This is a genomic window from Streptomyces blattellae (genome assembly GCF_009709555.1).
Lineage (GTDB): Bacteria > Actinomycetota > Actinomycetes > Streptomycetales > Streptomycetaceae > Streptomyces > Streptomyces blattellae.
This window is the reverse complement of sequence record NZ_WJBG01000218.1, coordinates 30,622-55,143: the sequence shown is the minus strand read 5'-3', so window position 1 is coordinate 55,143 and position 24,522 is coordinate 30,622. Positions and strand designations below refer to the sequence as shown.

Annotated in this window: 22 protein-coding genes; 4 read left to right on the top strand and 18 right to left on the bottom strand. The window is 71.8% G+C overall.

Annotation, left to right across the window (positions count from 1 at the left end; all coding sequences use genetic code 11):
• Positions 1-45: 45 nt before the first annotated feature.
• The 3 genes from GFH49_RS30970 to GFH49_RS30960 all read right to left on the bottom strand — a co-directional run bounded on the left by GFH49_RS30970 (position 46) and on the right by GFH49_RS30960 (position 3,093).
• On the bottom strand, positions 46-1,347 hold the full coding sequence (locus GFH49_RS30970) for a ribonuclease D (RefSeq protein ID WP_155059375.1): 1,302 nt from the start codon (positions 1,345-1,347) through the stop codon (positions 46-48).
• Positions 1,348-1,541: 194 nt separating this feature from the next.
• Complete coding sequence (locus GFH49_RS30965) at positions 1,542-2,204, bottom strand: response regulator transcription factor (RefSeq protein WP_155059374.1); 663 nt, start codon at positions 2,202-2,204, stop codon at positions 1,542-1,544.
• Between the two features lie 223 nt (positions 2,205-2,427).
• The gene (locus GFH49_RS30960; protein WP_155059373.1) at positions 2,428-3,093 is read right to left on the bottom strand and encodes a DUF3000 domain-containing protein; all 666 of its coding nucleotides are present in this window, start codon (positions 3,091-3,093) and stop codon (positions 2,428-2,430) included.
• Between the two features lie 173 nt (positions 3,094-3,266).
• On the opposite strand from GFH49_RS30960, the gene hemE reads away from it, so the two are divergent.
• Positions 3,267-4,334, top strand: a complete 1,068-nt coding sequence (gene hemE, locus GFH49_RS30955) for a uroporphyrinogen decarboxylase (RefSeq protein WP_155059372.1) — start codon at positions 3,267-3,269, stop codon at positions 4,332-4,334.
• Between the two features lies 1 nt (position 4,335).
• On the opposite strand, the gene GFH49_RS30950 is transcribed toward hemE, so the two are convergent.
• On the bottom strand, positions 4,336-5,160 hold the full coding sequence (locus GFH49_RS30950) for a rhomboid family intramembrane serine protease (protein ID WP_155059371.1): 825 nt from the start codon (positions 5,158-5,160) through the stop codon (positions 4,336-4,338).
• Between the two features lie 119 nt (positions 5,161-5,279).
• Here GFH49_RS30950 and GFH49_RS30945 point away from each other — a divergent pair, with 119 nt between their 5' ends.
• Positions 5,280-5,597 (top strand): hypothetical protein, encoded by a 318-nt coding sequence (locus GFH49_RS30945; RefSeq protein WP_155059370.1) that lies wholly within the window; start codon positions 5,280-5,282, stop codon positions 5,595-5,597.
• Between the two features lie 32 nt (positions 5,598-5,629).
• Here the strand turns inward: GFH49_RS30945 and GFH49_RS30940 are convergent, their stop codons facing one another.
• Both GFH49_RS30940 and GFH49_RS30935 read right to left on the bottom strand, forming a co-directional pair.
• On the bottom strand, positions 5,630-7,036 hold the full coding sequence (locus GFH49_RS30940; RefSeq protein WP_196218174.1) for an FAD-dependent oxidoreductase: 1,407 nt from the start codon (positions 7,034-7,036) through the stop codon (positions 5,630-5,632).
• 41 nt (positions 7,037-7,077) lie between these two features.
• On the bottom strand, positions 7,078-8,052 hold the full coding sequence (locus GFH49_RS30935; RefSeq protein ID WP_155059369.1) for a DUF4349 domain-containing protein: 975 nt from the start codon (positions 8,050-8,052) through the stop codon (positions 7,078-7,080).
• 160 nt (positions 8,053-8,212) lie between these two features.
• Here GFH49_RS30935 and hemG point away from each other — a divergent pair, with 160 nt between their 5' ends.
• Together hemG and hemQ are read left to right on the top strand one after the other, a co-directional pair.
• Positions 8,213-9,673, top strand: coding sequence for a protoporphyrinogen oxidase (gene hemG / locus GFH49_RS30930; RefSeq protein WP_155059368.1), 1,461 nt, complete (start codon positions 8,213-8,215; stop codon positions 9,671-9,673).
• 5 nt (positions 9,674-9,678) lie between these two features.
• Positions 9,679-10,410: a hydrogen peroxide-dependent heme synthase gene (gene hemQ, locus GFH49_RS30925; RefSeq protein ID WP_155059367.1), complete on the top strand. Its 732-nt coding sequence runs from the start codon at positions 9,679-9,681 to the stop codon at positions 10,408-10,410.
• A gap of 37 nt (positions 10,411-10,447) precedes the next feature.
• On the opposite strand, the gene GFH49_RS30920 is transcribed toward hemQ, so the two are convergent.
• From GFH49_RS30920 to zapE, 12 genes are all read right to left on the bottom strand, one after another.
• Positions 10,448-12,100 (bottom strand): alpha/beta hydrolase, encoded by a 1,653-nt coding sequence (locus GFH49_RS30920; protein ID WP_155059366.1) that lies wholly within the window; start codon positions 12,098-12,100, stop codon positions 10,448-10,450.
• A 97-nt stretch (positions 12,101-12,197) separates the two neighbouring features.
• On the bottom strand, positions 12,198-12,998 hold the full coding sequence (locus GFH49_RS30915; protein ID WP_155059365.1) for a TIGR04222 domain-containing membrane protein: 801 nt from the start codon (positions 12,996-12,998) through the stop codon (positions 12,198-12,200).
• 9 nt (positions 12,999-13,007) lie between these two features.
• A complete protein-coding gene (locus tag GFH49_RS30910) occupies positions 13,008-13,802 on the bottom strand; it encodes a DUF4142 domain-containing protein (RefSeq protein WP_155059364.1) in 795 nt (264 codons plus the stop codon).
• A 229-nt stretch (positions 13,803-14,031) separates the two neighbouring features.
• Positions 14,032-15,384, bottom strand: a complete 1,353-nt coding sequence (locus GFH49_RS30905) for an MbnB/TglH/ChrH family RiPP precursor modification enzyme (protein WP_155059363.1) — start codon at positions 15,382-15,384, stop codon at positions 14,032-14,034.
• A 233-nt stretch (positions 15,385-15,617) separates the two neighbouring features.
• Positions 15,618-16,412: an SAM-dependent methyltransferase gene (locus GFH49_RS30900; protein ID WP_155059362.1), complete on the bottom strand. Its 795-nt coding sequence runs from the start codon at positions 16,410-16,412 to the stop codon at positions 15,618-15,620.
• Between the two features lie 180 nt (positions 16,413-16,592).
• Positions 16,593-16,772 carry a hypothetical protein gene (locus GFH49_RS30895; RefSeq protein WP_155059361.1) on the bottom strand — a complete coding sequence of 60 codons (180 nt, stop codon included), beginning with the start codon at positions 16,770-16,772 and terminating at the stop codon, positions 16,593-16,595.
• A gap of 40 nt (positions 16,773-16,812) precedes the next feature.
• Positions 16,813-17,652 (bottom strand): polysaccharide deacetylase family protein, encoded by an 840-nt coding sequence (locus tag GFH49_RS30890; protein WP_155059360.1) that lies wholly within the window; start codon positions 17,650-17,652, stop codon positions 16,813-16,815.
• Between the two features lie 115 nt (positions 17,653-17,767).
• Entirely contained in the window at positions 17,768-19,150 is a 1,383-nt protein-coding gene (locus GFH49_RS30885) for an alkaline phosphatase PhoX (RefSeq protein ID WP_155059359.1), read from the bottom strand.
• A gap of 89 nt (positions 19,151-19,239) precedes the next feature.
• On the bottom strand, positions 19,240-20,295 hold the full coding sequence (locus GFH49_RS30880) for a slipin family protein (RefSeq protein ID WP_155059358.1): 1,056 nt from the start codon (positions 20,293-20,295) through the stop codon (positions 19,240-19,242).
• 196 nt (positions 20,296-20,491) lie between these two features.
• Entirely contained in the window at positions 20,492-21,985 is a 1,494-nt protein-coding gene (locus tag GFH49_RS30875) for a SulP family inorganic anion transporter (RefSeq protein WP_155059357.1), read from the bottom strand.
• Between the two features lie 8 nt (positions 21,986-21,993).
• The gene (locus tag GFH49_RS30870) at positions 21,994-22,572 is read right to left on the bottom strand and encodes a carbonic anhydrase (protein WP_155059356.1); all 579 of its coding nucleotides are present in this window, start codon (positions 22,570-22,572) and stop codon (positions 21,994-21,996) included.
• Positions 22,573-23,238: 666 nt separating this feature from the next.
• Positions 23,239-24,354 (bottom strand): cell division protein ZapE, encoded by a 1,116-nt coding sequence (gene zapE / locus GFH49_RS30865; RefSeq protein WP_155059355.1) that lies wholly within the window; start codon positions 24,352-24,354, stop codon positions 23,239-23,241.
• Positions 24,355-24,522 lie beyond the last annotated feature (168 nt).

Below are 24,522 nucleotides of genomic sequence, written 5' to 3'. Positions count from 1 at the left end.
TCAGCGGTGCGGGCGCGACCCTCCAGGGCGCGGGGCGGCGACCGCCTACGGCGCCTTGGCCGACAATGCCTCCACCAGCACGGGAGTCACCAGCTCAACCTGCCAGGCCCGGGCCCCGAACCCGGCCAGGGCCGCCCCCACCGCCCCGGCGTCAGCCGGAACCGGCGGTTCCCAGCACACCCTCCGCACCGTGTCCGGCGTGATCAGGTTCTCCTGCGGCATGTTCAGTTCCTCGGCCAGCGCCGAAACCCCGGCCCGAGCCGCGGACAACCGGGCAGCCGCGGCCGGATCCTTGTCGGCCCAGGCGCGTGGCGGCGGCGGCCCGGTGACGGGCTGACCGGGCTGCGGCAACTGCGCGTCGGCCAGCGCCTTCGCCCGGTCCACCGCCGCCTGCCACTGCTCCAGCTGCCGCCGCCCCATCCGGTGCCCGAACCCGTTCAGAGCGGCCAGCGCGTGCACGTTGGCCGGAAGCGCGAGCGCGGCCTCCACGATGGCCGCGTCACTGAGCACCTTGCCCGGCGAGACATCCCGCCGCTGCGCGATCAGGTCCCGTGTCTGCCACAGCTCGCGCACGACGCCCAGCTGCCGACGCCGCCGCACCTTGTGCATCCCGGACGTACGGCGCCAGGGGTCCTTGCGCGGCTCGGCGGGCGGCGCCGCCGCGATCGCCGCGAACTCCTGGTGGGCCCACTCCAGCTTGCCCTGCCGGTCCAGCTCCTTTTCCAGCGCGTCCCGCAGGTCGACGAGAAGCTCCACATCGAGCGCGGCGTACCGCAGCCACGGCTCGGGCAGCGGGCGGGTGGACCAGTCGACGGCCGAGTGCCCCTTCTCCAGGACGAAGCCGAGAACGCCCTCGACCATCGCGCCGAGCCCGACCCGCGGGAACCCGGCGAGCCGCCCGGCCAGCTCGGTGTCGAACAGCCGCGTCGGCACCATGCCTATTTCCCTCAGGCAGGGCAGATCCTGTGTGGCGGCGTGCAGCACCCACTCCACGCCGGACAGCGCCTCGCCGAGGCCGGAGAGGTCGGGACAGGCCACCGGGTCGATCAGCGCGGTGCCCGCGCCCTCGCGACGCAGCTGGACCAGGTAGGCGCGCTGTCCGTAGCGGTAGCCGGAGGCACGCTCGGCGTCCACGGCGACGGGGCCGGAGCCGGCCGCCAAGGCGGCGATCACCTCGGCGAGCGCGGCGTCGTCGGCGACGACCGGCGGAATACCGTCACGCGGCTCCAGCAAAGGGGTCGGTTCAGGGTTCGGCGCCCCCGTAACAGAAGATCCGCCGTCGTCCGGAGGGGCGCCTCCGGTGGTTCGCAGTGAGCTGTCTGCTGCGGTCTCTTGGGCGTCGGTCACATGTCAAGGGTATCTGTGTATGGACAGCGCCCGTCGACGGAACGTTCCGTCGACGGGCGCTTGAGGGTCGTAAACCAGTCAGGTCGGTGAAAGATCCGGTTCACGACGCATGGGGTTGGTAGGGCGGGACCGGCGACCGGTTCCGTTTAAGGGGCAAGGGTTCACAAGTGTGAATATGACAGCTCGATGCGGGTTCAGTGGATGATTCCGGTGCGCAGGGCCACCGCGACCATGCCGGCGCGGTCGCCCGTGCCGAGCTTGCGGGCGATACGGGCGAGGTGGCTCTTGACGGTCAGGGCGGACAGGCCCATCGAGACGCCGATCGCCTTGTTCGACTGGCCCTCCGCCACCAGCCGCAGCACCTCGACCTCACGGCCGGACAGCTCTCGGTAGCCGCCCGGGTGGCTCGGGGCACCCGGGGGGCGGCGGTGCATACGGGCGGCGGCGGCGCCGATGGGGGCGGCGCCCGGTCGGGTGGGGAGCCCGACCGTCGTACGGGTGCCGGTGACGACGTAGCCCTTGACGCCGCCGGCGAGGGCATTGCGTACGGCGCCGATGTCGTCGGCGGCGGAGAGGGCGAGGCCGTTGGGCCAGCCCGCGGCGCGGGTCTCCGACAGGAGGGTGAGGCCCGAGCCGTCGGGCAGGTGGACGTCGGCGACGCAGATGTCACGGGGGTTGCCGATGCGGGGACGAGCCTCCGCGATGGACGAGGCCTCGATGACGTCGCGCACACCGAGCGCCCACAAGTGGCGGGTGACGGTGGAGCGGACGCGGGGATCGGCCACGACCACCATGGCGGTCGGCTTGTTCGGGCGGTAGGCGACCAGGCTTGCGGGCTGCTCGAGGAGAACGGACACCAGGCCTCCTGGGTGCGGGGACGACTTCTAGGTCACAGTCGTCTTCGGCACTAAACCTCTGTTTCTTTAGAGAAAGATCACGATCTAGTGAGTAACAATCAGGGCAATTCGGACAGACTGTCGATCGCTCGATGAACGAATCGGTTCGTTCGAGGGCCCGTTGATGACTGAAAGTGGTCGTATCGACAAAACGAGAGAGGCGCCTCGGTCGTTGGGGTGGCCGTCAGCGTGACTGCGGCCCCCGTCGCTGCGGCAGCGTCACCACCGACGCGTCGCCCGGACCGGCCGGCGGCAGGCCCGCGACCTGGGCGAGCAGATCGCACCAGGACGCCAGATGCGCCGCCGTGTCCGGGACGCCGCCCAGGCCCTCACGCGGCGTCCAGGAGGCGCGGATCTCGATCTGCGAGGCCGACGGGCGCTCGGCAAGGCCGCCGAAGTAGTGCGAGCTCGCGCGCGTGACGGTGCCGCTCGGCTCGTCGTACGTCAGTCCGCGCGCCTGCAGCGCACCGGTCAGCCACGACCAGCACACCTCCGGCAGCAGCGGGTCGGCGGCCATCTCCGGCTCCAGTTCCGCGCGCACCAGCGTCACCAGCCGGAAGGTGCCCCGCCAGGCGTCGTGTCCGGCCGGGTCGTGCAGCAGCACCAGGCGGCCGTCGGCCAGATCCTGCTCGCCGTCGACGACCGTGGCTTCCAGCGCATGCGCGAAGGGGGCCAGGCGCTGGGGCGCGCGCGTCGGCTCGACCTCGACCTGCGGCCGCAGCCGTGCTGTGCGCAGCGCGTCGACCGCGGCCCGGAAGGGTGGGGGAGCCGTGTTGGTATGCCCAGCGTCCTCCTTCGCGTCGTCCATTCCGCCAGCGCCGTCCGACAGTTGTCCCTGAGCCGCAGCCATGCGGTGCAGATTAAGCGGAACGGGGGCTGGGTGCAGGGTAGACACCCTTGCCTGGATTGGTTTGGTCGCCTACGGGGAGGGGTGGTGGCTGTCGTTGGGGCGGGTTGCGGGCCGGTGGAGGCTTGTCGCTCCCCCGAGCTTGGCCGTCAGTGCGGCGTGCGAGACTTTCCGTCGTGAGCGTCAATGACAGCCCTGCGGGCAAGCAGCCGACAGCGACGTATGACTCCGCCTTCCTGAAGGCGTGCCGGCGGGAGCCCGTGCCGCATACGCCGGTGTGGTTCATGCGGCAGGCCGGACGCTCGCTGCCGGAGTACCGCAAGGTGCGTGAGGGCATCCCGATGCTGGAGTCCTGCACGCGGCCCGAACTGGTCACCGAGATCACCCTCCAGCCGGTGCGCAGGCACGGCGTGGACGCGGCGATCTACTACAGCGACATCGTCGTCCCGCTCAAGGCGATCGGCCTCGACCTCGACATCAAGCCCGGCGTCGGCCCGGTCGTCGAGCGGCCGGTCCGTACCCGCGCCGACCTCGCCCGGCTGCGCGACCTCACCCCCGAGGACGTCGGCTACGTCACCGAGGCCATCGGCCTGCTCACGCGCGAACTCGGCGAGACCCCGCTCATCGGCTTCGCCGGCGCCCCTTTCACCCTCGCGAGCTACCTCGTCGAGGGCGGTCCGTCACGGACGTACGAGAACGCCAAAGCGATGATGTACGGCGACCCCGAGCTGTGGGCCGACCTGCTCGACCGCCTCGCCGACATCACGGCCGCGTTCCTGAGGGTCCAGATCGAGGCGGGCGCCTCGGCGGTCCAGCTGTTCGACTCCTGGGTCGGCGCGCTCGCCCCCGCCGACTACCGGCGCTCCGTCATGCCCGCCTCGGCGAAGGTGTTCGAGGCGGTCGCGGAGTACGGCGTCCCGCGCATCCACTTCGGTGTCGGCACCGGCGAGCTGCTGCGCCTGATGGGCGAGGCCGGAGCGGACGTCGTGGGCGTCGACTGGCGCATCCCGCTGGATGAGGCCGCCCGCCGGATCGGCCCCGGCAAGGCGCTCCAGGGCAACCTCGACCCGACCGTCCTGTTCGCCTCCACACAAGCCGTCGAGACCAAGACCCGCGAGGTCCTCGACGCGGCGGCCGGCCTGGAGGGGCATGTCTTCAACCTCGGCCACGGCGTCATGCCGAACACCGACCCGGACACGCTGACCCGCCTCGTGGAGTACGTCCACACGCACACCGCCCGCTGACTCACCAGGTGTGCCGGGGCCGCGCCCGCCTGCCGAACAGCAGGCCCCGAGGCTCCGGTGGCGGCGGGGTGCCCGGCTTGAGCGGCCAGGCGAGCAGCATGCCGGCGAGGAAACCCACGATGTGCGCCGCGTACGCCACGGTGCCCGCGTCGGAGATGCCCTCGCCGGACGAGTACACCGCCTGGAGCACGAACCAGGAGCCCAGCACCAGCCAGGCGGGCAGCCGCAGCGGCAGGAAGATCAGGAAGGGCACGAGGACCCATATGCGGGCCTTGGGGTACAGCACGAGATAGGCGCCCAGCACCCCGGCGATCGCCCCCGACGCGCCGATCAGCGGGTCGCCGGAGTCGGCGTTGAGGAGCGCGAAGCCGTACGACGCCGCGTAGCCGCAGACGACGTAGAAGAGCGTGAACCGCACATGGCCCATGCGGTCCTCGGTGTTGTTGCCGAAGATCAGCAGGAAGAGCATGTTGCCGAGCAGGTGCAGCCAGCTGCCGTGCAGGAACATCGCCGTGAGGACGCTCAGTTCCGGCGACTTGTCGTAGGAGGGCGGGCCGACGACGCAGCCGGGTCCCCGCGGGCCGACGGCGACCTCACCGGTGGGCACCAACTGGGGCAGCTGGTGGTGGATCAGCTCTCTCGGCACCGCCGCGTACTGGTCCAAGTAGGCCTGGAGGTGGCAGAGCTGGGCCAGGCTGCCGTCTCCGGCCACGGAACCGGCGACGCCCGGTGTGAGCATGAAGACGACCACGTTCGCGGCGATCAGCGCGTACGTCACCCAAGGGGTGCGGCGCACCGGGTTCACGTCATGGACGGGGATGACCACAAGGAAGTAGTGCCCCCGATAAGGGCGGCGAATCGGTGAACGCCGCCGTGCCCGCGTGCGTATGTCACTTCAACCGCCCGCGGAATGGCGCTTCGCGGGGACGACGTGAGGAACAGGCGATGAACGACCGAGTGACTCCTCCGATTCAGGCACTGCCCGACGGTGAGGCCGAAGTTTCCCTGGTGCTGCATCTGCCCTGGGAGGACATTGCCCGGCTCGGCCAGGAGGCGGGGCGGCTGGCGGCGCAGATGCAGCGGCCGGTGACGTTCGACGAGGCCGTCAGCCATCGGTTGCGGTCCGCGCGGAATGCCGCGCATGCGAGGCCCTCCGGGGAGCAGCCGGCGGCTGTGGCGTCGGCGTCGGTTTCGTCCCTGCCGGCCAGGCCGCCGGCGGAGCAGGCCCGGCAGGCTATCGACCGGATCAACGGGACGGGTTGATTTTCCGGGGTGCGCCGTAGGTCCCCGCGCCCCTAGGGATGCTGCTCCACCGCCCTCGCAGCCTTTCTGGCCGCTACCAGTACCGGGTCCCAGACGGGGGAGAAGGGCGGGGCGTAGCCCAGGTCCAGGGCCGTCATCTGTTCCACCGTCATCCGGGCGGTCAGGGCCACAGCCGCGATGTCGACCCTCTTGCCCGCGCCCTCCCTCCCCACGATCTGGACGCCCAGGAGGCGGCCGGTGCGGCGTTCGGCGAGCATTTTCACCGTCATGGGGTTGGTGCCGGGGTAGTAGCCGGCGCGGCTGGTGGATTCGATGGTGACCGAGGTGAATTGGAGGCCTGCCCGGCGGGCGTCCTTTTCGCGGAGGCCGGTGCGGGCGATCTCCAGGTCGCAGACCTTGCTGACGGCGGTGCCGACGACGCCGGGGAAAGTGGCGTAGCCGCCGCCGGCGTTGGTGCCGATGATCTGGCCGTGTTTGTTGGCGTGGGTGCCCAGGGCGATGTGGCGTTCCTGGCCGGAGACCAGGTCGAGGACTTCGACGCAGTCGCCGCCGGACCAGATGCCGGCGTGGCCGCGTACCCGCATCGAGAGGTCGGTCAGCAGGCCGCCGTGGGCGCCGAGGGGCAGGCCCGCCCGTGCGGCCAGGGTGGTCTCCGGGCGGACGCCGATGCCCAGGACCACCACGTCGGCCGGGTATTCGGCGTCGTCCGTGGCGACGGCCCGGGCGCGGCCGTCCGCCCCGGTGAGGATCTTGGTGACCTGAGCGTCGTTGACCATGGTGATGCCGAGGCCCTCCATGGCCTCGTGCACCAGGCGGCCCATGTCCGGGTCGAGGGTGGACATGGGTTCCCTCCCGCGGTTGACGACCGTCACCTCGTAGCCGCGGTTGATGAGGGCCTCGGCCATCTCGACGCCGATGTAGCCCGCGCCGACGACCACCGCGCGCCGGCCACGCGTGCGTGCCAGCGTGTCGATGAGGGCCTGGCCGTCGTCGAGGGTCTGCACTCCGTGGACGCCGGGGGCGTCGGCGCCCGGCATGTCCGGGCGGATCGGGCGGGCGCCGGTGGCGATCACGAGTTTGTCGTACGACGTCCAGGACTCGGCGCCGGAATCGACGTCACGCGCGCGTACCCGCCGCTCGGCGACGTCGATCTCCGTGACCTCGGTGCGCAGGCGCAGGTCGATGCCGCGGGCGCGGTGCTCCTCGGGGGTGCGGGCGATCAGCTGGTCCCGCTCGGGCACGTCGCCGCCGACCCAGTAGGGGATGCCGCACGCCGAGTACGAGGTGAAGTGGCCGCGTTCGAAGGCCACGATCTCCAGCTCGTCCGGGTCCTTCAAGCGGCGGGCCTGCGACGCCGCGGACATGCCCGTGGCGTCGCCGCCGATCACGACCAGTCGTTCCCGTGCGGTCCGTGCACTCCGTGCAGCGCTCATGCTCATGCGAACACGCTACGGGGGCCGGGCATCTCAAGCCCGTCCGCTCAGTCCTCGTCTTCTCCGCGGGGGCGCTCCGGTGCCGGGTGCGCCGTCGGGATCGGGCCCAGCGCGCTCATCGCGGGCGACGGCGCGGGGGCCGGGCGGCGCGGCAGCCGGGGGCGGATCAGGCGCAGCCACAGCAGTACGAGGAGCGCCGCCCCCACGGCGAACGGCAGCACCGCGGCGATCACCACGCCGATCCAGCGCAGCATCGTCACGAACGCGTCCCAGCCGCCCGCGAGCGCGTCCAGGAACCCGGGGTCGTCGTCCTCGGCGGCCTTCTTCACCGGAGTCTCGGACAGGGAGAGGGTGAGGGTGGCCAGGCTGGTGCGGTCCTCCAGGGACGCCTGCTGGGCGAGGAGGGACTCCAGGTCGGCCTGGCGGGTGCTCAACTCGCCCTCCAGGGTGACCACATCGCTGAGCTTGGTCGCCTGGTCCATCAGCTCGCGGATCCGGACGACGCTGGCGCGCTGCGACGTGATGCGGCTCTCCACGTCGACGACCTGCTCGGTGACGTCCTGCGCCTTCGCCGTGCGGTCGAGCAGCTTGCCCGCGCCCTCCAGGCCGGCGAGGACCTCCTCGTACCGGTCGACGGGCACGCGCAGGATCACGCGGGTGCGCTCGTTGCCCTTCTCGTCCCGGGTGGTGGTCTCGTCGCCCACGTAGCCGCCCGCGTTCTCGGCGGTCGTACGGGCCTCGTCCAGGGCCTTCGGAACGTCCTTGACCTGCACGGTCAGCGAGGCCGTGCGGATGATGCGGCTCGTGGACAGCCGGGGCGGGGCCGAGGCCTTGGCGCCGCCCGCGTCGCTTTCGCCGCCCCCGGCGCCCTCCTGGCGCCGGTCCTGTGCGGCGGCTGCCTCACCGCCGCTGTCGCTGCCGGCGCTGTCGCCCGCGCCGCTGCAGCCGGCGAGCGCCAAGGCTGCGGCCAGCAGGATGCCGGCCAGCGCCGGAACCGGTCGTACGGATCGTCGTATGCGCATGTGCGGCTACCCCCGGGGGTCGGTGACGGCTGACGTTCCTTCGACGCCGGGGCGGACCGGGACGTTGGCCGGAAAAGGTCCCGAGGAGGTCACGGTCGGGACTCGTGCCGGCCACCGGGGGCGCGAACGGACTGTCAGTGGGGTCTGAGAGGCTGGGGACATGCGCGAAACGGAGACTCCTGCGGGAGCCGGGCAGGTCGTCGTCATCGGTGCGGGCGTTGCCGGGCTGGCCGCCGCCCACCAACTGGTGCGGCGGGGAGCGAGAGTGACCGTCCTGGAGGCGTCGGACCGGGTCGGCGGCAAGCTGCTGCCCGGCGAGATCGCGGGCGCGCGCGTGGACTTCGGCGCCGAGTCGATGCTCGCGCGCCGCCCCGAGGCGGTGGCCCTCGCCCGTGAGGTGGGGCTCGCCGACCGCCTTCAGCCGCCCGCCACCGCGTCCGCCGCGATCTGGACCCGCGGCGCCCTGCGCCCCATGCCCAAGGGCCACGTCATGGGCGTCCCCGGCACCGCCTCCGTGCTGACCGGCGTGCTCTCCGACGAAGGCCTGCGCCGCATCGAGCGCGACGCCGACCTGCCGCGCACCGAGGTGGGGGAGGACGTGGCCGTCGGGGAGTACGTGGCGGAGCGGCTGGGCCGTGAGGTCGTGGACCGCCTGGTGGAACCGCTGCTGGGTGGTGTGTACGCGGGCGACGCCTACCGCATCTCGATGCGCTCGGCGGTCCCCCAGCTCTTCCAGGCGGCCCGGACGCACCACTCGCTCACGCAAGGGGTCCGCGAGATCCAGGCGAAGGCGGCAGCCGCGCAGCAGACCGGGCCGGTCTTCATGGGCATCGAGGGCGGGGTGGGCCGACTGCCGCTCGCGGTGGCGGAGTCGGTGCGGGAGCGGGGCGGTGAGATCGTCACGGGGACGGCCGTCACGGAGCTGCGCCGGGAGTCCTCCGGGAAATGGCGGGTCGTCGCCGGTGACCGGGTGCTGCACGCCGACGCGGTCGTCGTCGCCGTACCCGCCGCTGCCGCCGCCGGCCTCCTGCGCGCCGAGGCCCCCGCCGCCGCGGCCGAGCTCTCCGCCGTCGAGTACGCCTCCATGGCGCTGGTCACCCTCGCCTACCGCCGCGCGGAGACCGCGCTCCCCGAGGGCAGCGGATTCCTCGTGCCGCCGGTCGACGGGCGCACCATCAAGGCGTCCACGTTCGCCTCGCAGAAGTGGGGCTGGATCGCCGGCCAGGACCCGCACCTCGTCGTGCTGCGCACCTCCGTCGGGCGGTACGGAGAGACCGAGATCCTGCAGCGCGCCGACGACGAGCTGGTCGAGGTCTCGCGACACGACCTCAAGGCGGCGACCGGACTCGACGCGACCCCCGTCGAGACCCGCGTCACCCGGTGGGACGACGGCCTGCCCCAGTACCCCGTCGGCCACCACGCGCGCGTGGCCCGCATCCGCGAGCACATCGCCAAGCTGCCGGGCCTGGCGGTGTGCGGCGCGCAGTACGACGGCGTCGGCATCCCGGCATGCATCGCGAGCGCCCACGCGGCGGTGGACCAGATCCAGGGCGACCTGCGCGCTGCGGAGGACCGCACCGCCCACCCGGTGCAGAGTCCGCACGGCGGAGCGGGAGAATGAAAGACATGAGTGACGACGCCCCCACCACCGAGTCCGCCAGGATCCCGAACAAGGGCAAGCTGGCCAAGGACCTCAACGAGGTCATCCGCTACACCCTCTGGTCCGTCTTCAAGCTGAAGGACGCCCTCCCCGAGGACCGCGCGGGCTACGCCGACGAGGTCCAGGAGCTGTTCGACCAGCTCGCCGCGAAGGACGTGACGATCCGCGGCACCTACGACGTGTCCGGGCTGCGCGCCGACGCCGACCTCATGATCTGGTGGCACGCGGAGACCAGCGACCAGCTCCAGGAGGCGTACAACCTCTTCCGCCGCACCAGGCTGGGCCGCGCCCTCGAACCGGTCTGGTCGAACATGGCGCTGCACCGTCCCGCCGAGTTCAACCGCTCGCACATCCCGGCGTTCCTCGCCGACGAGACGCCGCGCAACTACATCAGCGTCTACCCCTTCGTGCGCTCCTACGACTGGTACCTGCTGCCCGACGAGGACCGCCGCCGCATGCTCGCCGACCACGGCAAGATGGCCCGCGGCTACCCGGACGTGCGCGCCAACACGGTCGCCTCGTTCTCCCTCGGCGACTACGAGTGGATCCTCGCCTTCGAGGCCGACGAGCTGTACCGCATCGTCGACCTCATGCGTCATCTGCGTGCCTCGGAGGCCCGGATGCACGTCCGCGAGGAGGTGCCGTTCTTCACGGGCCGCCGCAAGGACATCGGCGAGCTGATCGCGGGGCTCGCCTGATCAGCCCCGAGCGAGGCTGACCAGGTCCTGTTCAGCCTCAGCCCTTGTGCCGGGCGGCTGTCGCCTTGTCGGCGCGGTCGCCCGTCCGGGGCGGCTCGGCCGTCTTCGTCTCCGGCCTGGGCTCCGGGTGCGCCTTGCAGGCCGCACGCCACAGCGGCAGGCGGCCCTCCAGCAGGTAGGCGTCCAGGTGGCCGTTGACGCAGGCGTTCGGCCCGCCCGCGATGCCGTGCGTGCCGGAGTCCCGCTCGGTCACCAGCACCGAGCCCGACAGCCGCCGCTGCATTTCGCGGGCGCCGTCATAGGGCGTCGCCGCGTCCCGCTCGGCGGCCAGGAGCAGCGTCGGCGGCAGCTCGCCCGGCGCGGTGCGCACGTCGAGGGGCTGCTGCCGGGGCGCCGGCCAGTAGGCGCACGGCAGGTTGAGCCATACGTTTTCCCAGGTCTCGAAGGGCGCCAGGCGGGCCAGCCGGGTGTTGTCCCGGTCCCACACCGCCCAGTCCGTCGGCCAGGGCCCGTCGTTGCACTCGACGGCCGTGTAGACGGCGCCCGAGTTCTCCTCCTCGGCCGCCGCCGCGGTCTGCGGACCAGCGATGTCGATCAGCGGCTGCGGATCGCCCTTCAGATACGCCGACAGGGCCTGCGCGCGACCCGGCCAGTAGTCGTCGTAGTATCCGGCCGTGAGAAACGCGTCCTGCAACTGGCCCGGCCCGACCTTGCCGCCCGCCGGCTTGCCGGCCAGTCGCGCCCGCGCCTTCTCGTAGCTGAGCAGCACCTTCTGCGGGGTGTCGCCGAGGCCGTACACGCGGTCGTGCTTGGCGATCCACTTCCGCAGGTCCGCCCAGCGGCCCTCGAACGCGGCCGACTGGGCGAGGTTGTTGCGGTACCAGATCTGCTCCGGGTCCGGGTTCACCGGCCCGTCGAGCACCATCCGCCGCACATGCGTGGGGAACAGCGTCGCGTACAGCGCCCCGAAGTAGGTCCCGTACGAGGCGCCCATGAACGTCAGCTTCTCCTCGCCCAGCGCGGCCCGCAGGACGTCCAGGTCCCGGGCGTTGTTGAGGGAGTGATAGTGCTTCAGGCCGCTGCCCGACCGCTTGGCGCAGCCGCGCGCATACGCCTTGGCCTGCGCGATGCGCTCCTTCTTGTGCGCCTGAGAGGGGTACGTCGGTGACTCGGACGGCGCCTTGAAGAACTGCTTGGGGTCCTGGCAGGACAGCGGCGCGGACCGGCCGACCCCGCGCGGGGCGTAGCCGACGAGGTCGTACGCCCCGGCGATGCGCTTCCACTCGGGGAGCAGGCCGACCAGCGGGAAGTACATGCCGGAGGCGCCCGGCCCGCCCGGGTTGTAGACCAGGGCGCCCTGCCGGGGCACCTCGCGCTTGCTGTTGTGCGGGTCCTTGTGGGTCGCCCGCACGCGGCTCACGGTGAGCTTGATCTGCTTGCCGTTCGGCTGCGCGTAGTCGAGGGGGACGGTCACCGTGCCGCACTGCATGCGGCCCGGCATGTCCTGTCCCAGGGCGCATGTGCCGAAGTCGATCCCGGCCGCCGCGGCGCGCGCGGCGGCGACCGCGGTGCCCTGCAGCTCGGGCATGCCCGCGGCGGCCACGGCGGCGCCGGCCGGCGGGGCGCTGACACCGGCGAGGGCTGTCAGGAGCAAAGACCCGGCGGCCGAGTAGAGGGCGGGGGCTCTCATCAGGTATCCCTTCGGTGCACGGCAGCGACAGAAGGGATGTTTCGGTCGGCCGTCGGCGAAGGCAAGCACCGCCTGCCGGTGTCGGCGCCATTGCGCCCTATGCGCCCCCTGACGAGTCTCGGTGGCGCCAGTACGGATCACGGCGCCCGAAGGCCGCGCGCAGGTCCGGTTCGCCGATCGCGCGCACTCCGCGTACGGCGACGGAGGTGAGATACGTACGGTCGTCCCCGGAGCCGGCGTGCAAGGCCAGGGCGCCCAGCAGGCGCTGCCCGGCCGGGGAGGCCCAGTGCGAGTACGGGTGGATCTCGATCCGCGCGATGGCCAGGCAGCTCAGGGTGAGGGCGAGCGGGAGCGCGAACCAGAGGGCGACCAGATGGCGCGGCAGCTCCGACGGCGCGGGCGTCAGCAGCGCGGCGGTGCCCAGCGCGAGGACGGCCACCGTGGCGAGCTGCACCTGGCGGACCGCTGCCCCGACGGACGTACGGGAGCCGGCGGGCACGGCGAGGCCCGCGCTGACCAGCCGGTCGGCGAGGCTGCCGACCGCGTCCGCGGCGGCTGCGGCGTCCCGCACCGGGGCTATCGGCGACTGCCCCTCTGGCCCGATGGCCCCGATCACCGAGCGCTCCATCTCGTCCCGCCCGCGCGGGTCGACGACGGTCGCCCAGCCCGTGTGCGCGAGGAGCAGCCGTTGCTGGCGGGCCATCGACACCAGCGTCAGATCGGCGACCCGGCGGGGGCCACCGGACAGGAACGCCGCCTCGTACAGCGTCAGGTCGTGACCCCGGCCCGCGGTCGCATCGGCGTCCGCGGCTGCTGTACGTACGGCGGCCAGGCACAACCGCGTGCACGCAATGCCCGCGATCGCCCAGGCCGGCAGCAGGAGCAGTACCCAGAACATGGAGCCCCTTCAGGAACCGCCGGGAATACCGGGCGGTGGGTCGGTGGCCGGTGGCGGCAGCGAGTACGTCGGGGACGGGGACGACGGCGGGGTCAGCGGGACGACCGGGCCAGGGTCGGTGGTGGGACCGGGCGGGGCCGGGGAGCGGGTGAGCGGGGGAGTGCCGGCGGCGGCCATGTCGCGGGCCAGGGCGTCGAAGTCGACGTAGCCCGTGGCCTCCAGCACCGTGATGTGGTCCAGCACGGTGGTGTTCGCGTCGTCGGCGAGCGCACGGACCAGGGAGTTGCGGGTGCTTGCGCGGACCTGGGCGACGAGGGTGAAGACGTCGCCGTGCGCCCGGCGCAGGATGTTCGCGAACTCGCGGTCGTACGACACTCCCTGCGCCGCGTTGAGCGTGGCGAGCCGCTCCTGCTGCTGGTCGGTGGGCTCGTTGGGCAGTGCGAGGCCCAGCTGGGAGGCGACGTCGCGGACCCGTTCGTCCAGGAAGGCGTGGCCCTCGACCAGGTGCTGTCCCGCCGTGCGTACGGCCGGGGTGGTGCCCTTCTGCTGGGCCTGCCGGCCCGCGGGCAGCTCCCACAGGCCCGCGAGCCTGACCTTCGTGACGAAGTCGCGGTCCAGCGCCGACAGTGGTCCGAACCTCGTCGGCACCGTCTCGGCGTTGAGTACGTCCACCCCGGTTCCCGATCGGTCGGCGTACGACCAGATCGGGTAGATCAGCGCCGCGAGGGTCGCTGCCAGGCCGGTGATGATCAGGCCGGTGCCGGAGAATATGCCTCGGCCTTTGATCGGGGGTCGGGGTCGCATGGTGCCTCCTGCTTGCGGCACCGCACGTCAGTGCGCTTCTGGTGCGGCGTTGGCATATTACTTCGCGGTCTTCGCCAACTGGGAGGTGGGGAGGCATGGTTGAGGTTGGGTGGGTGTGGTGGGGGGTGTGGGGGGCGTGTGCGTGGCGGGCGTACAGGGGCAAAGGGGGTGAGGGTGGGGCTCTGGGGGCGAGGGTCGGGGTGGGTGTCGTCTCCCGGAGGGGGCGTGCTCAGCGGCGTAGCAGTACCTTGCGGGTTGCGCGGGCCAGGCGGGTCGTGGGGCGGTGGGGGCGCGGGGTTGGGCCTGAGCGGTCCAGGTGCCAGTCGTGGAGGTGCCGTCGGGCTGTCGCGTCCTCTGGGCGGCCCGCGGACAGCAGGTGGCCCGCGAAGTCCAGCGCGTCCTGGCGGTAGCCGCCCGTCATCGGGTGGCGCTGGGCGTAGGCGAGGAAAGCGGGACGGTAGGACGGGCCCAGGATGTGCGGGAGTTCGGGGGCGACCTTCGCCACGACGTCCGCTCGCTTTCCGGCCAGGGCCCGTGCCTGTACGCCGAGCCGGACCCGGTCGAAGCCTTCGGGGACGGGCGTGCCGGCGACCAGGGCGGACAGGAGTGCCGTCTGTGCGAGGGCGAGGCGCTGGCGGGCGGCGGTCGTGTCGGTGGGAGGCGTGGAGGCCGGGTTCTGCGGGGCCCTGTGGCGCTCTGGTGCCTTGGAGCCCTGCGGTGCCGCTGCGGGGTGGCCGGTCGGCGACTCCCGTGCGGTCCGGCCCTTCTCCAGAGCGCCCCTGATCGCTCCCAACTCCCGTTCCAGCTCAGCCGGTTCCGGGAAGTTCTCGTCTCTCTCCAGCAGGACGCCGGGCGGAGCGACTCGGGAGGCCAGGTCGGTCAGGATGTCCAGGACCTCGTCGGGGACCGGGTGGGCGTGGCTGTCGTGCCAGACGCCGTCGCGCCGGAAGCCGCCGGCGACATGGACGTAGGCGATGGCTTCCAGGGGGAGTTCGGCGAGGGCCTTGGCCGGGTCCTCGGCGCGGTTGACGTGGTTGGTGTGCAGGTTGGCCACGTCGATCAGGAGCCGTACGCCGGTGCGGTCGGCGAGGTCGTACAGGAACTGGCCCTCGGTCATCTCCTCGCCGGGCCACGCGATGAGCGCCGCTATGTTCTCCACGGCGAGCGGCACGGGCAGGGCGTCCTGGGCGATACGGATGTGCTCGCAGAGGACGTCGAGGGCATCCCTCGTGCGCGGGACCGGCAACAGGTGGCCCGCCTCCAGACGGGGGGAGACGGTGAGCGGGCCGCCCGCCCGGACGAACGCGATGTGCTCGGTGACCAGCGGGGCGCCCAGCGCCTCGGCCCGCTCGGCGAGTGCCGTGAGGCGGATCTCGTCGGGGCGGTCGGCGCCGCCGAGGCCGAGGGAGACACCGTGCGGGATCACGGTCACGCCGCGCTCACGCAGCCGCAGCAGCCACTCGGGGAGATGGCCGGGGCACACGTTCTCCGCCACGGCCTCGACCCAGTCGATACCCGGCATCCGCTCCACGGCGTCCGCGATCTCCGGCCGCCACCCGATGCCCGTCCCCAGTCGCTCCATCGTTCCCTCCTCCGCCCCGGTGTCACCTGGCTGTGCCGCGTCGTCTCCTTCGACGTTCCGCCGCTGTGTGACGGGGTATGGCCCCGGCACGCCGACCCGAACCGCGCTCCGGGCGCCTTCAGAGCAACATTTGAGGTTCGGGCGAGGCAGTGGACGTGGGCGGGAGGCCGCCGACGTCGGGAGGTACGCGCGGGAGACGGCCGGTGTTCAACGGCGCGGAACGGGACCGGCGTTCAGCGCTTGACGGCCACGCCGCCGAAGCTGTCCACGTCTCGCCGCTCGTCCGGGCCAGCCGGGCCGGAGCGCCACTCGGCGACCGGGACCAGACCGGGCTCCAGCAGGTCGAAGCCTTCGAAGAAGCGGGCCAGCTGCTCGGGGGTCCGGTTGACCCGCGGGTTGTCGCTCGCCTCGTTCCAGCGCTCGACCATCGCCCGCATCTCGTCCGCGTGGAACACCTCGGTGCTGTCGCAGAACACCAGGTGGCTCCCGGCGGGGAGGGCTTCCTTGAGCTGTTCCACGATCGGTCGCGCGGTGTCGTCCGGGATGTGCGCGACGACGCCGAGCAGCATGAGCGCGACGGGCCGGCTGAAGTCGAGCGTGCCCTCGGCGCCCCGCAGGATGGACTCCGGTGCGCGAAGGTCGGCGTCGATGTAGTCGGTGGCGCCTTCGGGCGTGCTGGTGAGCAGCGCGTGGGCATGGGTCAGCACGACGGGGTCGTGGTCGACGTACACGATCCGCGCCTCGGGGGCGATGCCCTGGGCGACCTCGTGGGTGTTGTCGAAGGTGGGCAGGCCGGTGCCGACGTCGAGGAACTGCCGGATACCGGCCTCCCCGGCCAGATAGGTGACCGCGCGCTTCAAAAACCCCCGCTGGGCGCGCGCTATGTCGACGATCTCGGGGTTGAGTTCACGCATCTGGTCACCGACCTGCCGGTCGATCTCGTAGCAGTCCTTGCCGCCCAGCCAGTAGTTCCAGATGCGGGCGGAGTGCGGCACTTTGCTGTTGATCAGCGGACGGTCGACTGACATGACAACTCCCGGACACACCCTCGGCGTTGCGCGTTCCAGCGCGCGGATCTCACGGTAGACCCATGATCCCGGCCGGGCGACGGGCTGGTCACGTCCGCCAGTCTGCCAGGCGGAAGATCGGCTGCTCCGGGCGCGAGAGGAGGGCCGCACCACATGTGGGACCGGGCTGTAGCGCGTCGGTCACCCCGAGCAGGCCGTGCGCTGGGCCTCCTGCCACTCGCAGACCGGGCAGAGCGTGATGCCCTTGTACGACTCCGGGTACTCCGTCGGCTCCCGGCACAGCACACACTCCGCGTACGGCGGGCCGTCGGCCCTGGGCGGCCTGGTCGCGTCGATCAGGCAGTAGTCGTCGTCGCTCATATGTCCAGCGTACGAGGGCCAGCTGTCCGTCGTGCGAGGGTCAATGCCGTCCGTCCGCGGCCCCGATCAGCTCGGACACCTTCACGAACCGGAAGCCCTTGCGGCGCAGCTCGGGGACGATCGTACGGAGGGCGCGTTCGGTCGTCGGGGCGGCGCTGGTCGTGCAGTGCAGCACGACCACCGAGCCCGGCCGTACGCCGTCCAGGACCTGCCGGGCCACCGCGCCCGCGTCGGTGGCGAAGGCGTCCCCGCCCACCACGTCCCACTGCACGGCGGTGACGCCGGTGGCGCTCAGCGCCTTCAGGGCCCGGCCGTCGTAACAGCCGCCGGGGAAGCGGAAGTACGGCATCGGCTCCCGCACCCCGGCCCTGCGGAAGGCCGCGTACGCGCGCTCCACGTCCGCCCGCATCCGGTCCCCGGACACGGTCGGCAGGCCGTAGCAGTCGTCGGTGAAGGCGTAGTGGCTGTACGAGTGGTTCGCGACCTCGAAGAGCGGGTCCCGGCCGATGGCGCGGGCCTGGACCGGGTACTCCTCGGCCCAGCGGCCCGTCATGAACACGGTGGCCGGCACCTTCAGCGCCCGGAGCGTCGCGATGAGCCGTGGATTGTCGAACCGCTCCCCGGCCGCCGCCCTCGGCCCCTGGTCCGCGGTCATGTCGGCGTCGAAGGTGAGGGCGACGGTCTTGTCCCCGGTCCGCGGGCCGTTCTCGAAGACGGGGGTCAGGCCCGCGGGGCCGGGGGCGAGGGTCGGGGGCCGTGACGGGGCGACGGTCCGCTTCGCGGGGGCGGGTGGATGGTGCGGCGCTTCGGCCGGCCCGCAGGAGGCGAGGGCGGCGCACAGGGTGCAGGCGACGGCTACTCTTCGTACAAGTGTGATCACCGCACGAACGTAGCTATGTGTGGAATGTTCCCTTTGTCCTTTACGGGCCCTTTCCAGGTGTCTCTCGCCGAATTCACCCGCTCGCCGGGGAGGACTCAGTTCCGGCCGGAAGGGCTCAGCTCCGCGTCACCGCGAACGTCGTGCCGGGCGTGTAGCAGTTGACGTACATCGTCCCGCCGTCGGGCGAGAAGGTGACGCCCGCGAACTCGCCCCACTCCGGCTCCTCGGCGGTGCCGATGTTCTGGCGGTTGCGGGCCATCGCGTACACCTCCCCCTGCCGCGTGACGCCGAAGACGTGCTGGGCGCCGCTGCCGTCCTCGCACACCATGAGCCCGCCGCTCGGTGCGAGGCAGATGTTGTCCGGTGACTCGCCGGGCAACTGGACGTCCGTGTCCGGGCCGAAGGCGACCACCAGGGTGAGACTGCGTGCCGACGGGTCGTACCGCCAGACCTGCCCGTAGTGGTCGGCCGCCGAGCCCTCGGCGGTGCGTGCGTACGACGACACGAAGTACACGGACCGCCCGCCCCAGTAGCAGCCCTCCAGCTTCTGCGCGTGCGTGATGCCCCGCGGGCCGAAGTCCTGGAGGCGGAGGGGGGTTCCGGCCGCGAGCGGGTCCGGTACGTCGGCCCACTCGACGCCGTCGAAGCGGGCGCCGGTCTCCCGGACCGAGGAGAGGTCGGGTACGCCGGGCACGCGCATCGCCTGGAGACGGCCGCCGGCGCGGAGCGAACCGGGGCCGCCGAGCGGCCGGTCGGGCAGGAAGCGGTAGAAGAGGCCGAAGGGCCGCTCGAAGGCGTCCTCGGTCTCGTAGACGATGCCGCGACGGGGGTCGACGGCGACCGCCTCGTGCTGGAAGCGGCCCATCGCGGTGAGCGGTACGGCCCCGCTGCGGTGTGGTTCTGCCGGGTCGACCTCGAAGACGAAGCCGTGGTCCTTGGCATAGCCGCCGGAGCTTGCCCGGTCCTCGGTCTCCTCGCAGGTCAGCCAGGTGCCCCAAGGAGTGGGGCCACCCGCGCAGTTGACGGCCGTACCGGCGATCGCGACCCGTTCGGCCAGGACCCGGCCGCCGCTGTCCAGCGTCAGGGCCGTACAGCCGCCCTTGCCCGCGGGATCGTAGGTGAGGCCTTGGACCGTCGGGACGGAGATCTCGGCGTTGGCCCTGTTCTCGTGGTTGCGGACCAGATGGACGCGACCGTGCCGGCCCGCGAAGGCGGCCATGCCGTCCGGGCGGGACGGCACCCGGCCCTCGCCGGAGCGCAGCGGGTCGCCCTCGCGGGAGAGGACCCGGTAGCGGAAGCCCTTCGGCAGATCGAGCAGGCCCTTCGGGTCCGGGACGAGCGGGCCGTAACCGGTGTGGCCCAGGTCCGCTTGCGCGGGGGCGGTACCCGCGAAGAGTTCCGTGAGATCACCGGCGAAGGCGATGGAGGCGACGGAGGCGACCGACGCGCCGGTGCGGGCGAGCATCTGACGGCGTGTCGTACGGCCGTACTCGGGCATGGGGCAACCTTCCTGCTGGCGGACAGGACTGTGACGCCGCCGTGTCTACCATCTGGTCGCGGCCGCGTGAACCACGCGCGTAGAGCGTTTCACTGCTCCAGCGAGCGGTCGGGGGCGGACCGCCGGCTGGAGGGGGCGGGCGGGAGCTGGTCCGGCTGGTCGGGCGGGAGCTGGTCCGGCTGGTCGGGCGGAAGCTGGTCGGGCTGGTCGGGCGGGAGCTGGCCGAGATCGTCGGGAAGGAGTTGGTCAGCCGGGCGGGGAGGGATCTGACCGGCGTGGTCTGGGGGCATCTGGCCGGCGGAGACGGGAGGAGTCCGACCGGCGTGGTCCGGTGGGCGTCGGCCGGAGGTGTCGGGCGCCGGGCGGTCGAGGTGTTCCGGGTGGGTCTCCGCCCCCTTCTCCAGGAACCGCAACAGCTCCACCGGGATGGGCAGCACCAGCGTGGAGTTCTTCTCCGCCGCCACCGCCATCACCGTCTGGAGCAGCCGCAACTGGAGCGCGGAGGGTGTGTCGGCCATCTGCTGCGCGGCCTCGGCGAGTTTCTTGGAGGCCTGGAGCTCGGCGTCGGCGTTGATGATCCGGGCCCGGCGCTCCCGGTCGGCCTCCGCCTGCCGGGCCATCGAGCGCTTCATGGTGTCCGGCAGGGACACGTCCTTGATCTCCACGCGGTCGATCTGCACGCCCCAGCCGACGGCGGGGCTGTCGATCATCAGCTCCAGGCCCTGGTTGAGCTTCTCCCGGTTGGACAGCAGATCGTCGAGGTCGCTCTTGCCGATGATCGACCGCAGCGAGGTCTGGGCCATCTGGGAGACCGCGAACTTGTAGTCCTCGACGTTGACGACCGCCGCGGCGGCGTCGACGACCTTGAAGTACACGACCGCGTCCACCCGCACCGTGACGTTGTCCCGGGTGATGCCCTCCTGGGCCGGGATCGGCATCGTCACGATCTGCAGGTTGACCCTGTGCAGCCGGTCGATGCCGGGGACGATCAGGGCGAGCCCTGGCAGGCGCACGTCGCCGCGCAGCCGCCCGAGCCGGAAGACCACTCCGCGCTCGTACTGCTTGACGACGCGCGCGGCGGCGGCGATGTAGATGGCCCCGGCCGCCCCGGCGGCGATGACCGCGGCCAGCAACTCCTCAAGCATGATGACGACCCCTGTTCAGCCGCCCTGCATAGAAAGTATGAGATTCATACTACTTTCCACGATATGCCCGAATAGGGCAACGATATGGGGCGACGGGGAGATGGGGCGACGGGGAGATGGGGCGACGGGGCGACGATATGCCCGGCTGAAGCCCCGGGCCGGGGCCTCAGCCGGGCATGGCCGGCGTCGGCGGGTGCTAACTCCGCGCCTCAGGTACCGCTACGGCACCGTCGAGCCGTACCGGATCGGTGCCGACCGCGCTGTGCCGCTCGGCCCAGTTCTCCAGCGCCGTACGGCAGGCGTGGTCCAGGTGGTGCAGACCGGACAGGTTCAGCTCGACGGGACGGTCCTGGGGCAGGGCCTCCAGGCTGTCGAGTATCTTCGGCAGCCGCAGGAAGGTCGCATTGCCCGACAGATACGCCTGGACGGGCCCGGCCCCCTTGTCTATGACCTCCAGCTTGATGTGCGAGGCCTCCCACGCGGTCTTGCCGATGGCCAGCGCGAGGCCGATGAGCACGCCCTCGAACATGTTGACCGCGACGATCGACACCGCCGTGACCATCAGGATCAGCGCCTCGCCGCGATGCTCGTGCCACAGCGACACGATCTCCCGGACCGGGATGAGCTTGGCGCCGGCGTGCACCAGGATGCCTGCGAGGGCCGGGATCGGGATGTAGGCGAGGAGGGCCGGCAGCAGGGCGGCGAACAGCAGCAGCCATACGCCGTGCAGCACCCTGGACGCCTTCGTCCGCGCGCCCGCCTGGACGTTCGCCGCGCTGCGCACGATCACGGCGGTCATCGGCAGCGCGCCCAGCACACCGCAGACGGTGTTGCCGGCGCCCTGCGCGATCAGCTCCTTGTCGTACTCGGTGCGCGGACCGTCGTGCAGCCGGTCCACCGCCGCCGCACTGAACAGCGACTCGGCGGACGCGATCAGCGTGAAGGCGGCGACGGTGGTGAGCACGCCGACATCGGCGAGTTCACCGAAGGCATCGAGGGGCGGCGGCTGGATGGAGCCCAGCAGCCCCTGTACCTCGACGGTGGCCACCGGCAGGCCGAAGACCACGGCGACCAGCGTCGCCAGGCCCACCGCGGCCAGTGGACCGGGCACCGTGCGCACCCGGCGCGGCATCCGCTTCCACAGCACCAGCACGGCGATCGTGCCCGCGCCGAGGCACAGCGAGGCGAAGGCCCCGGTGTCCGACAGGGCGTCGGTGAACGCCCCGGGCAGCCCCGCGATCTTCCCGAGCCCGGAGGCTGGCGCCTCGGCGTCCACGACCGAGTACAGCTGCCCGGCGATCAGGACGAGCCCGATACCGGCCAGCATGCCCTCGACGACGGCGATCGAGATGGCCCTGAACCAGCGCCCCAGCTTCAGGGCGCCCATCAGCATCTGGAGCAGGCCGGTGGCGAGCACGAGCACACCGAGCACCGGCAGCCCGAACTCGCGCACCGCCTCGAAGACCAGCACGGTCATACCGGCGGCCGGGCCGGACACCTGAAGGCTGCTGCCGCGCATCAGCCCGGTGACGATGCCGCCCACGATGCCGGTGACGAGCCCGAGCTCGGCCGGCACACCGGAGGCGACGGCCACGCCGACACACAGCGGGAGCGCGACCAGGAAGACGACGAGGGACGCGGCGAAGTCCTGCCGCAGATGAGGGAACTTGGTGAGGGTGGAGGTACTCATGGCGGTGCTCACAGGGCCTTGAAGGTGTCGGTCTGCGGGCTGTGCGCCAGTACGGCGCCGGTGTGTACCTCGTAGTACCAGGCGTGCAGGGCGAGTTGGCCCTGGGCGAGCTTCTGTGCGATGCAGGGGTAGGAGCGCAGCCGCAGCAACTGCGCCAGGACATGGCTCTGCACCCCCTCGGCCACGGTCGGATCGCCGGCCGCTCCCCGCGGACGTGGTGTCGCGGAGGCGAGCCAGTCGCGGACGGCTGGTACGGCGTCCAGATCGTCACCGCGCACCAGTGCGCCGACCGCTCCGCAGTGGGAGTGGCCGCAGACGACTATGTCGCGGACGCCGAGCACTTCCGCGGCGTACTCGATGGTGGCCGCCTCGCTGGTGGGGTGCTCGGAGGCGTACGGCGGGACGATGTTGCCCGCGGTGCGCAGCTCGAAGAGCTGGCCGGGGCGGGCACCCGTGATCAGGGCCGGTACGACCCGGGAGTCGGAACAGGTGATGAACAGGACCTCGGGGGACTGGCCTTCGGCGAGTTTGGCGAACTCCTCAGGGCGCTGTCCGAACGTACGGGCGTTGTCGATGAGGGGCTGCATGATGTGGTGACTCCTCCTGGCGCACCAAAGGCGCGTCGGACGTGCAAGACAGAGTGGTGGGGGGTTGTGGGGGCTGCTCTGCTCTCTCTCAGCAGCGGAAGACCTGAAGTGCCGCCGGAGAGTGGGTTGTCGAGGATCTCGCCGTGCGACGCTGCGCGGCGCTCGGCACCGTCAGGCGCGCGGCTCTCGTGGACGGGGCCACGAAAGGGTGCTCCTGCGACCCGGCCCAGGCGGCGCAGGACCGGTTCTGCTCCTGGGTGCGCCGGGGACCGGTCGGATCCCCGGAGCAACTCACGTCACGGAACGCGATGGCTCCGTTGTGCAGCGCCTTGGGTGACAGCTTGGATCCGGGCTGGGCCTTGGCCTCGACGTGACCGACCGTGTGCGCGTATGCGAATAATGTGGAGGGAGCGAAGAACTGCAGGACGAGCAGGGCGGCGGCGAGGGCCGACACCAGGGTCCGGGCCGTCGTACCTCGGAACATGCGCCCCCCTCCAGGCAGTTCATGAACTATGCGCACACCAACACTTGGTCAATGACTGGTCAAGAAACACGTTAACCCTGCAAAGTTGTTTGCAGGGTTAACTTAACGTTTCCGGCTGAAGAGAGCCTGAAAGTCGTGGCCTCTTGGCGTGAAATACCTCTTGACCTGGGGGAGTTGTCCGGCTAGGCGATCTCGACGAGACCCTTGGCGTCCCGCGCGAGCGCGGTGAGCCGGGAGATCGCCCGGAAGTACTTCTTGCGGTAGCCGCCCTTCAGCATCTCCTCGCTGAACAGCTGGTCGAAGGGGAGCCCCGAGGCCAGGACGGGCACCTCGCGGTCGTACAGCCGGTCCGCGAGGACGACGAGCCGCAGCGCGGTCGACTGGTCCGGGATCGGCTGGACGTCGGTCAGGCACACCGCCCTGATTCCGTCGGTCAGCGCGCCGTACCGGCTGGGGTGGACCCGGGCGAGATGCTCCAGCAGATGCGGGAAGTCGTCGAGCGAGGCGCCCGGCGTGGCGTACGCGGACTTGGTGACCTGCTCGCGGGAGAACGGCGCCGGCGCCTCGGGCAGCCCGCGGTGACGGTAGTCCTCGCCGTCGATGCGCAGGGGGCGGAAGTGCGCGGACAGGCCCTGGATCTCGCGCAGGAAGTCGGCCGCCGCGAACCGGCCCTCGCCGAGCTTGCCCGGCAGCGTGTTCGAGGTGGCGGCGAGCGCGACGCCCGCGTCGACCAGCTTGCCGAGCAGCGTCGAGACCAGGACGGTGTCACCGGGGTCGTCCAGCTCGAACTCGTCGATGCACAGCAGGCGGTGCCCGGACAGGGTCTGGACGGTCTTCTGGAAGCCGAGGGCGCCGACCAGGTTCGTCAGCTCCACGAAGGTGCCGAACGCCTTGAGCGCGGGCTCGGCCGGGGTGGCGTGCCAGAGGGAGGCGAGCAGGTGGGTCTTGCCGACGCCGTAGCCGCCGTCGAGGTAGACGCCGCGTGGGCCGGCCGGGGTCTTCGCCGCCTTCGCCGCCTTCGGCTTGCCGAGGCCGAAGAAGCCGCGCTTGGCGGTGGCGGACGCGGGGGCGCCGCCCAGCCCGCCCGCGAAGGCCTCCAGCACCCGGACGGCCTCGGTCTGGCTGGGCTGGTTCGGGTCCGGGATGTACGTGCTGAAGCGGACCGAGTCGAAGCGCGGCGGCGGCACCATCTCGGCGACCAGCCGGTCCGCGGGGACGTGCGGCTCGCGGGCGCACAGGGACACGGGGGACCCGTCGGCTATCGGACCGGTTCCGGAGGCGGCGGTGGAGGTAGGCACGGTTCCCTACCTTAGGCGCTTCGCGGCAAGGCCGGTTCTTCGTCCGCGGGTCTGTTGTGGCTGGTCGCGCCCGCGCGGCGGTAGCCGCCGATCGACACCCCGCGCCGCTTCGGGGCGCGGTCGAACCGTGCCCGACCTCGTCGGACCCGCTCGGCGGCGTGCCAGACT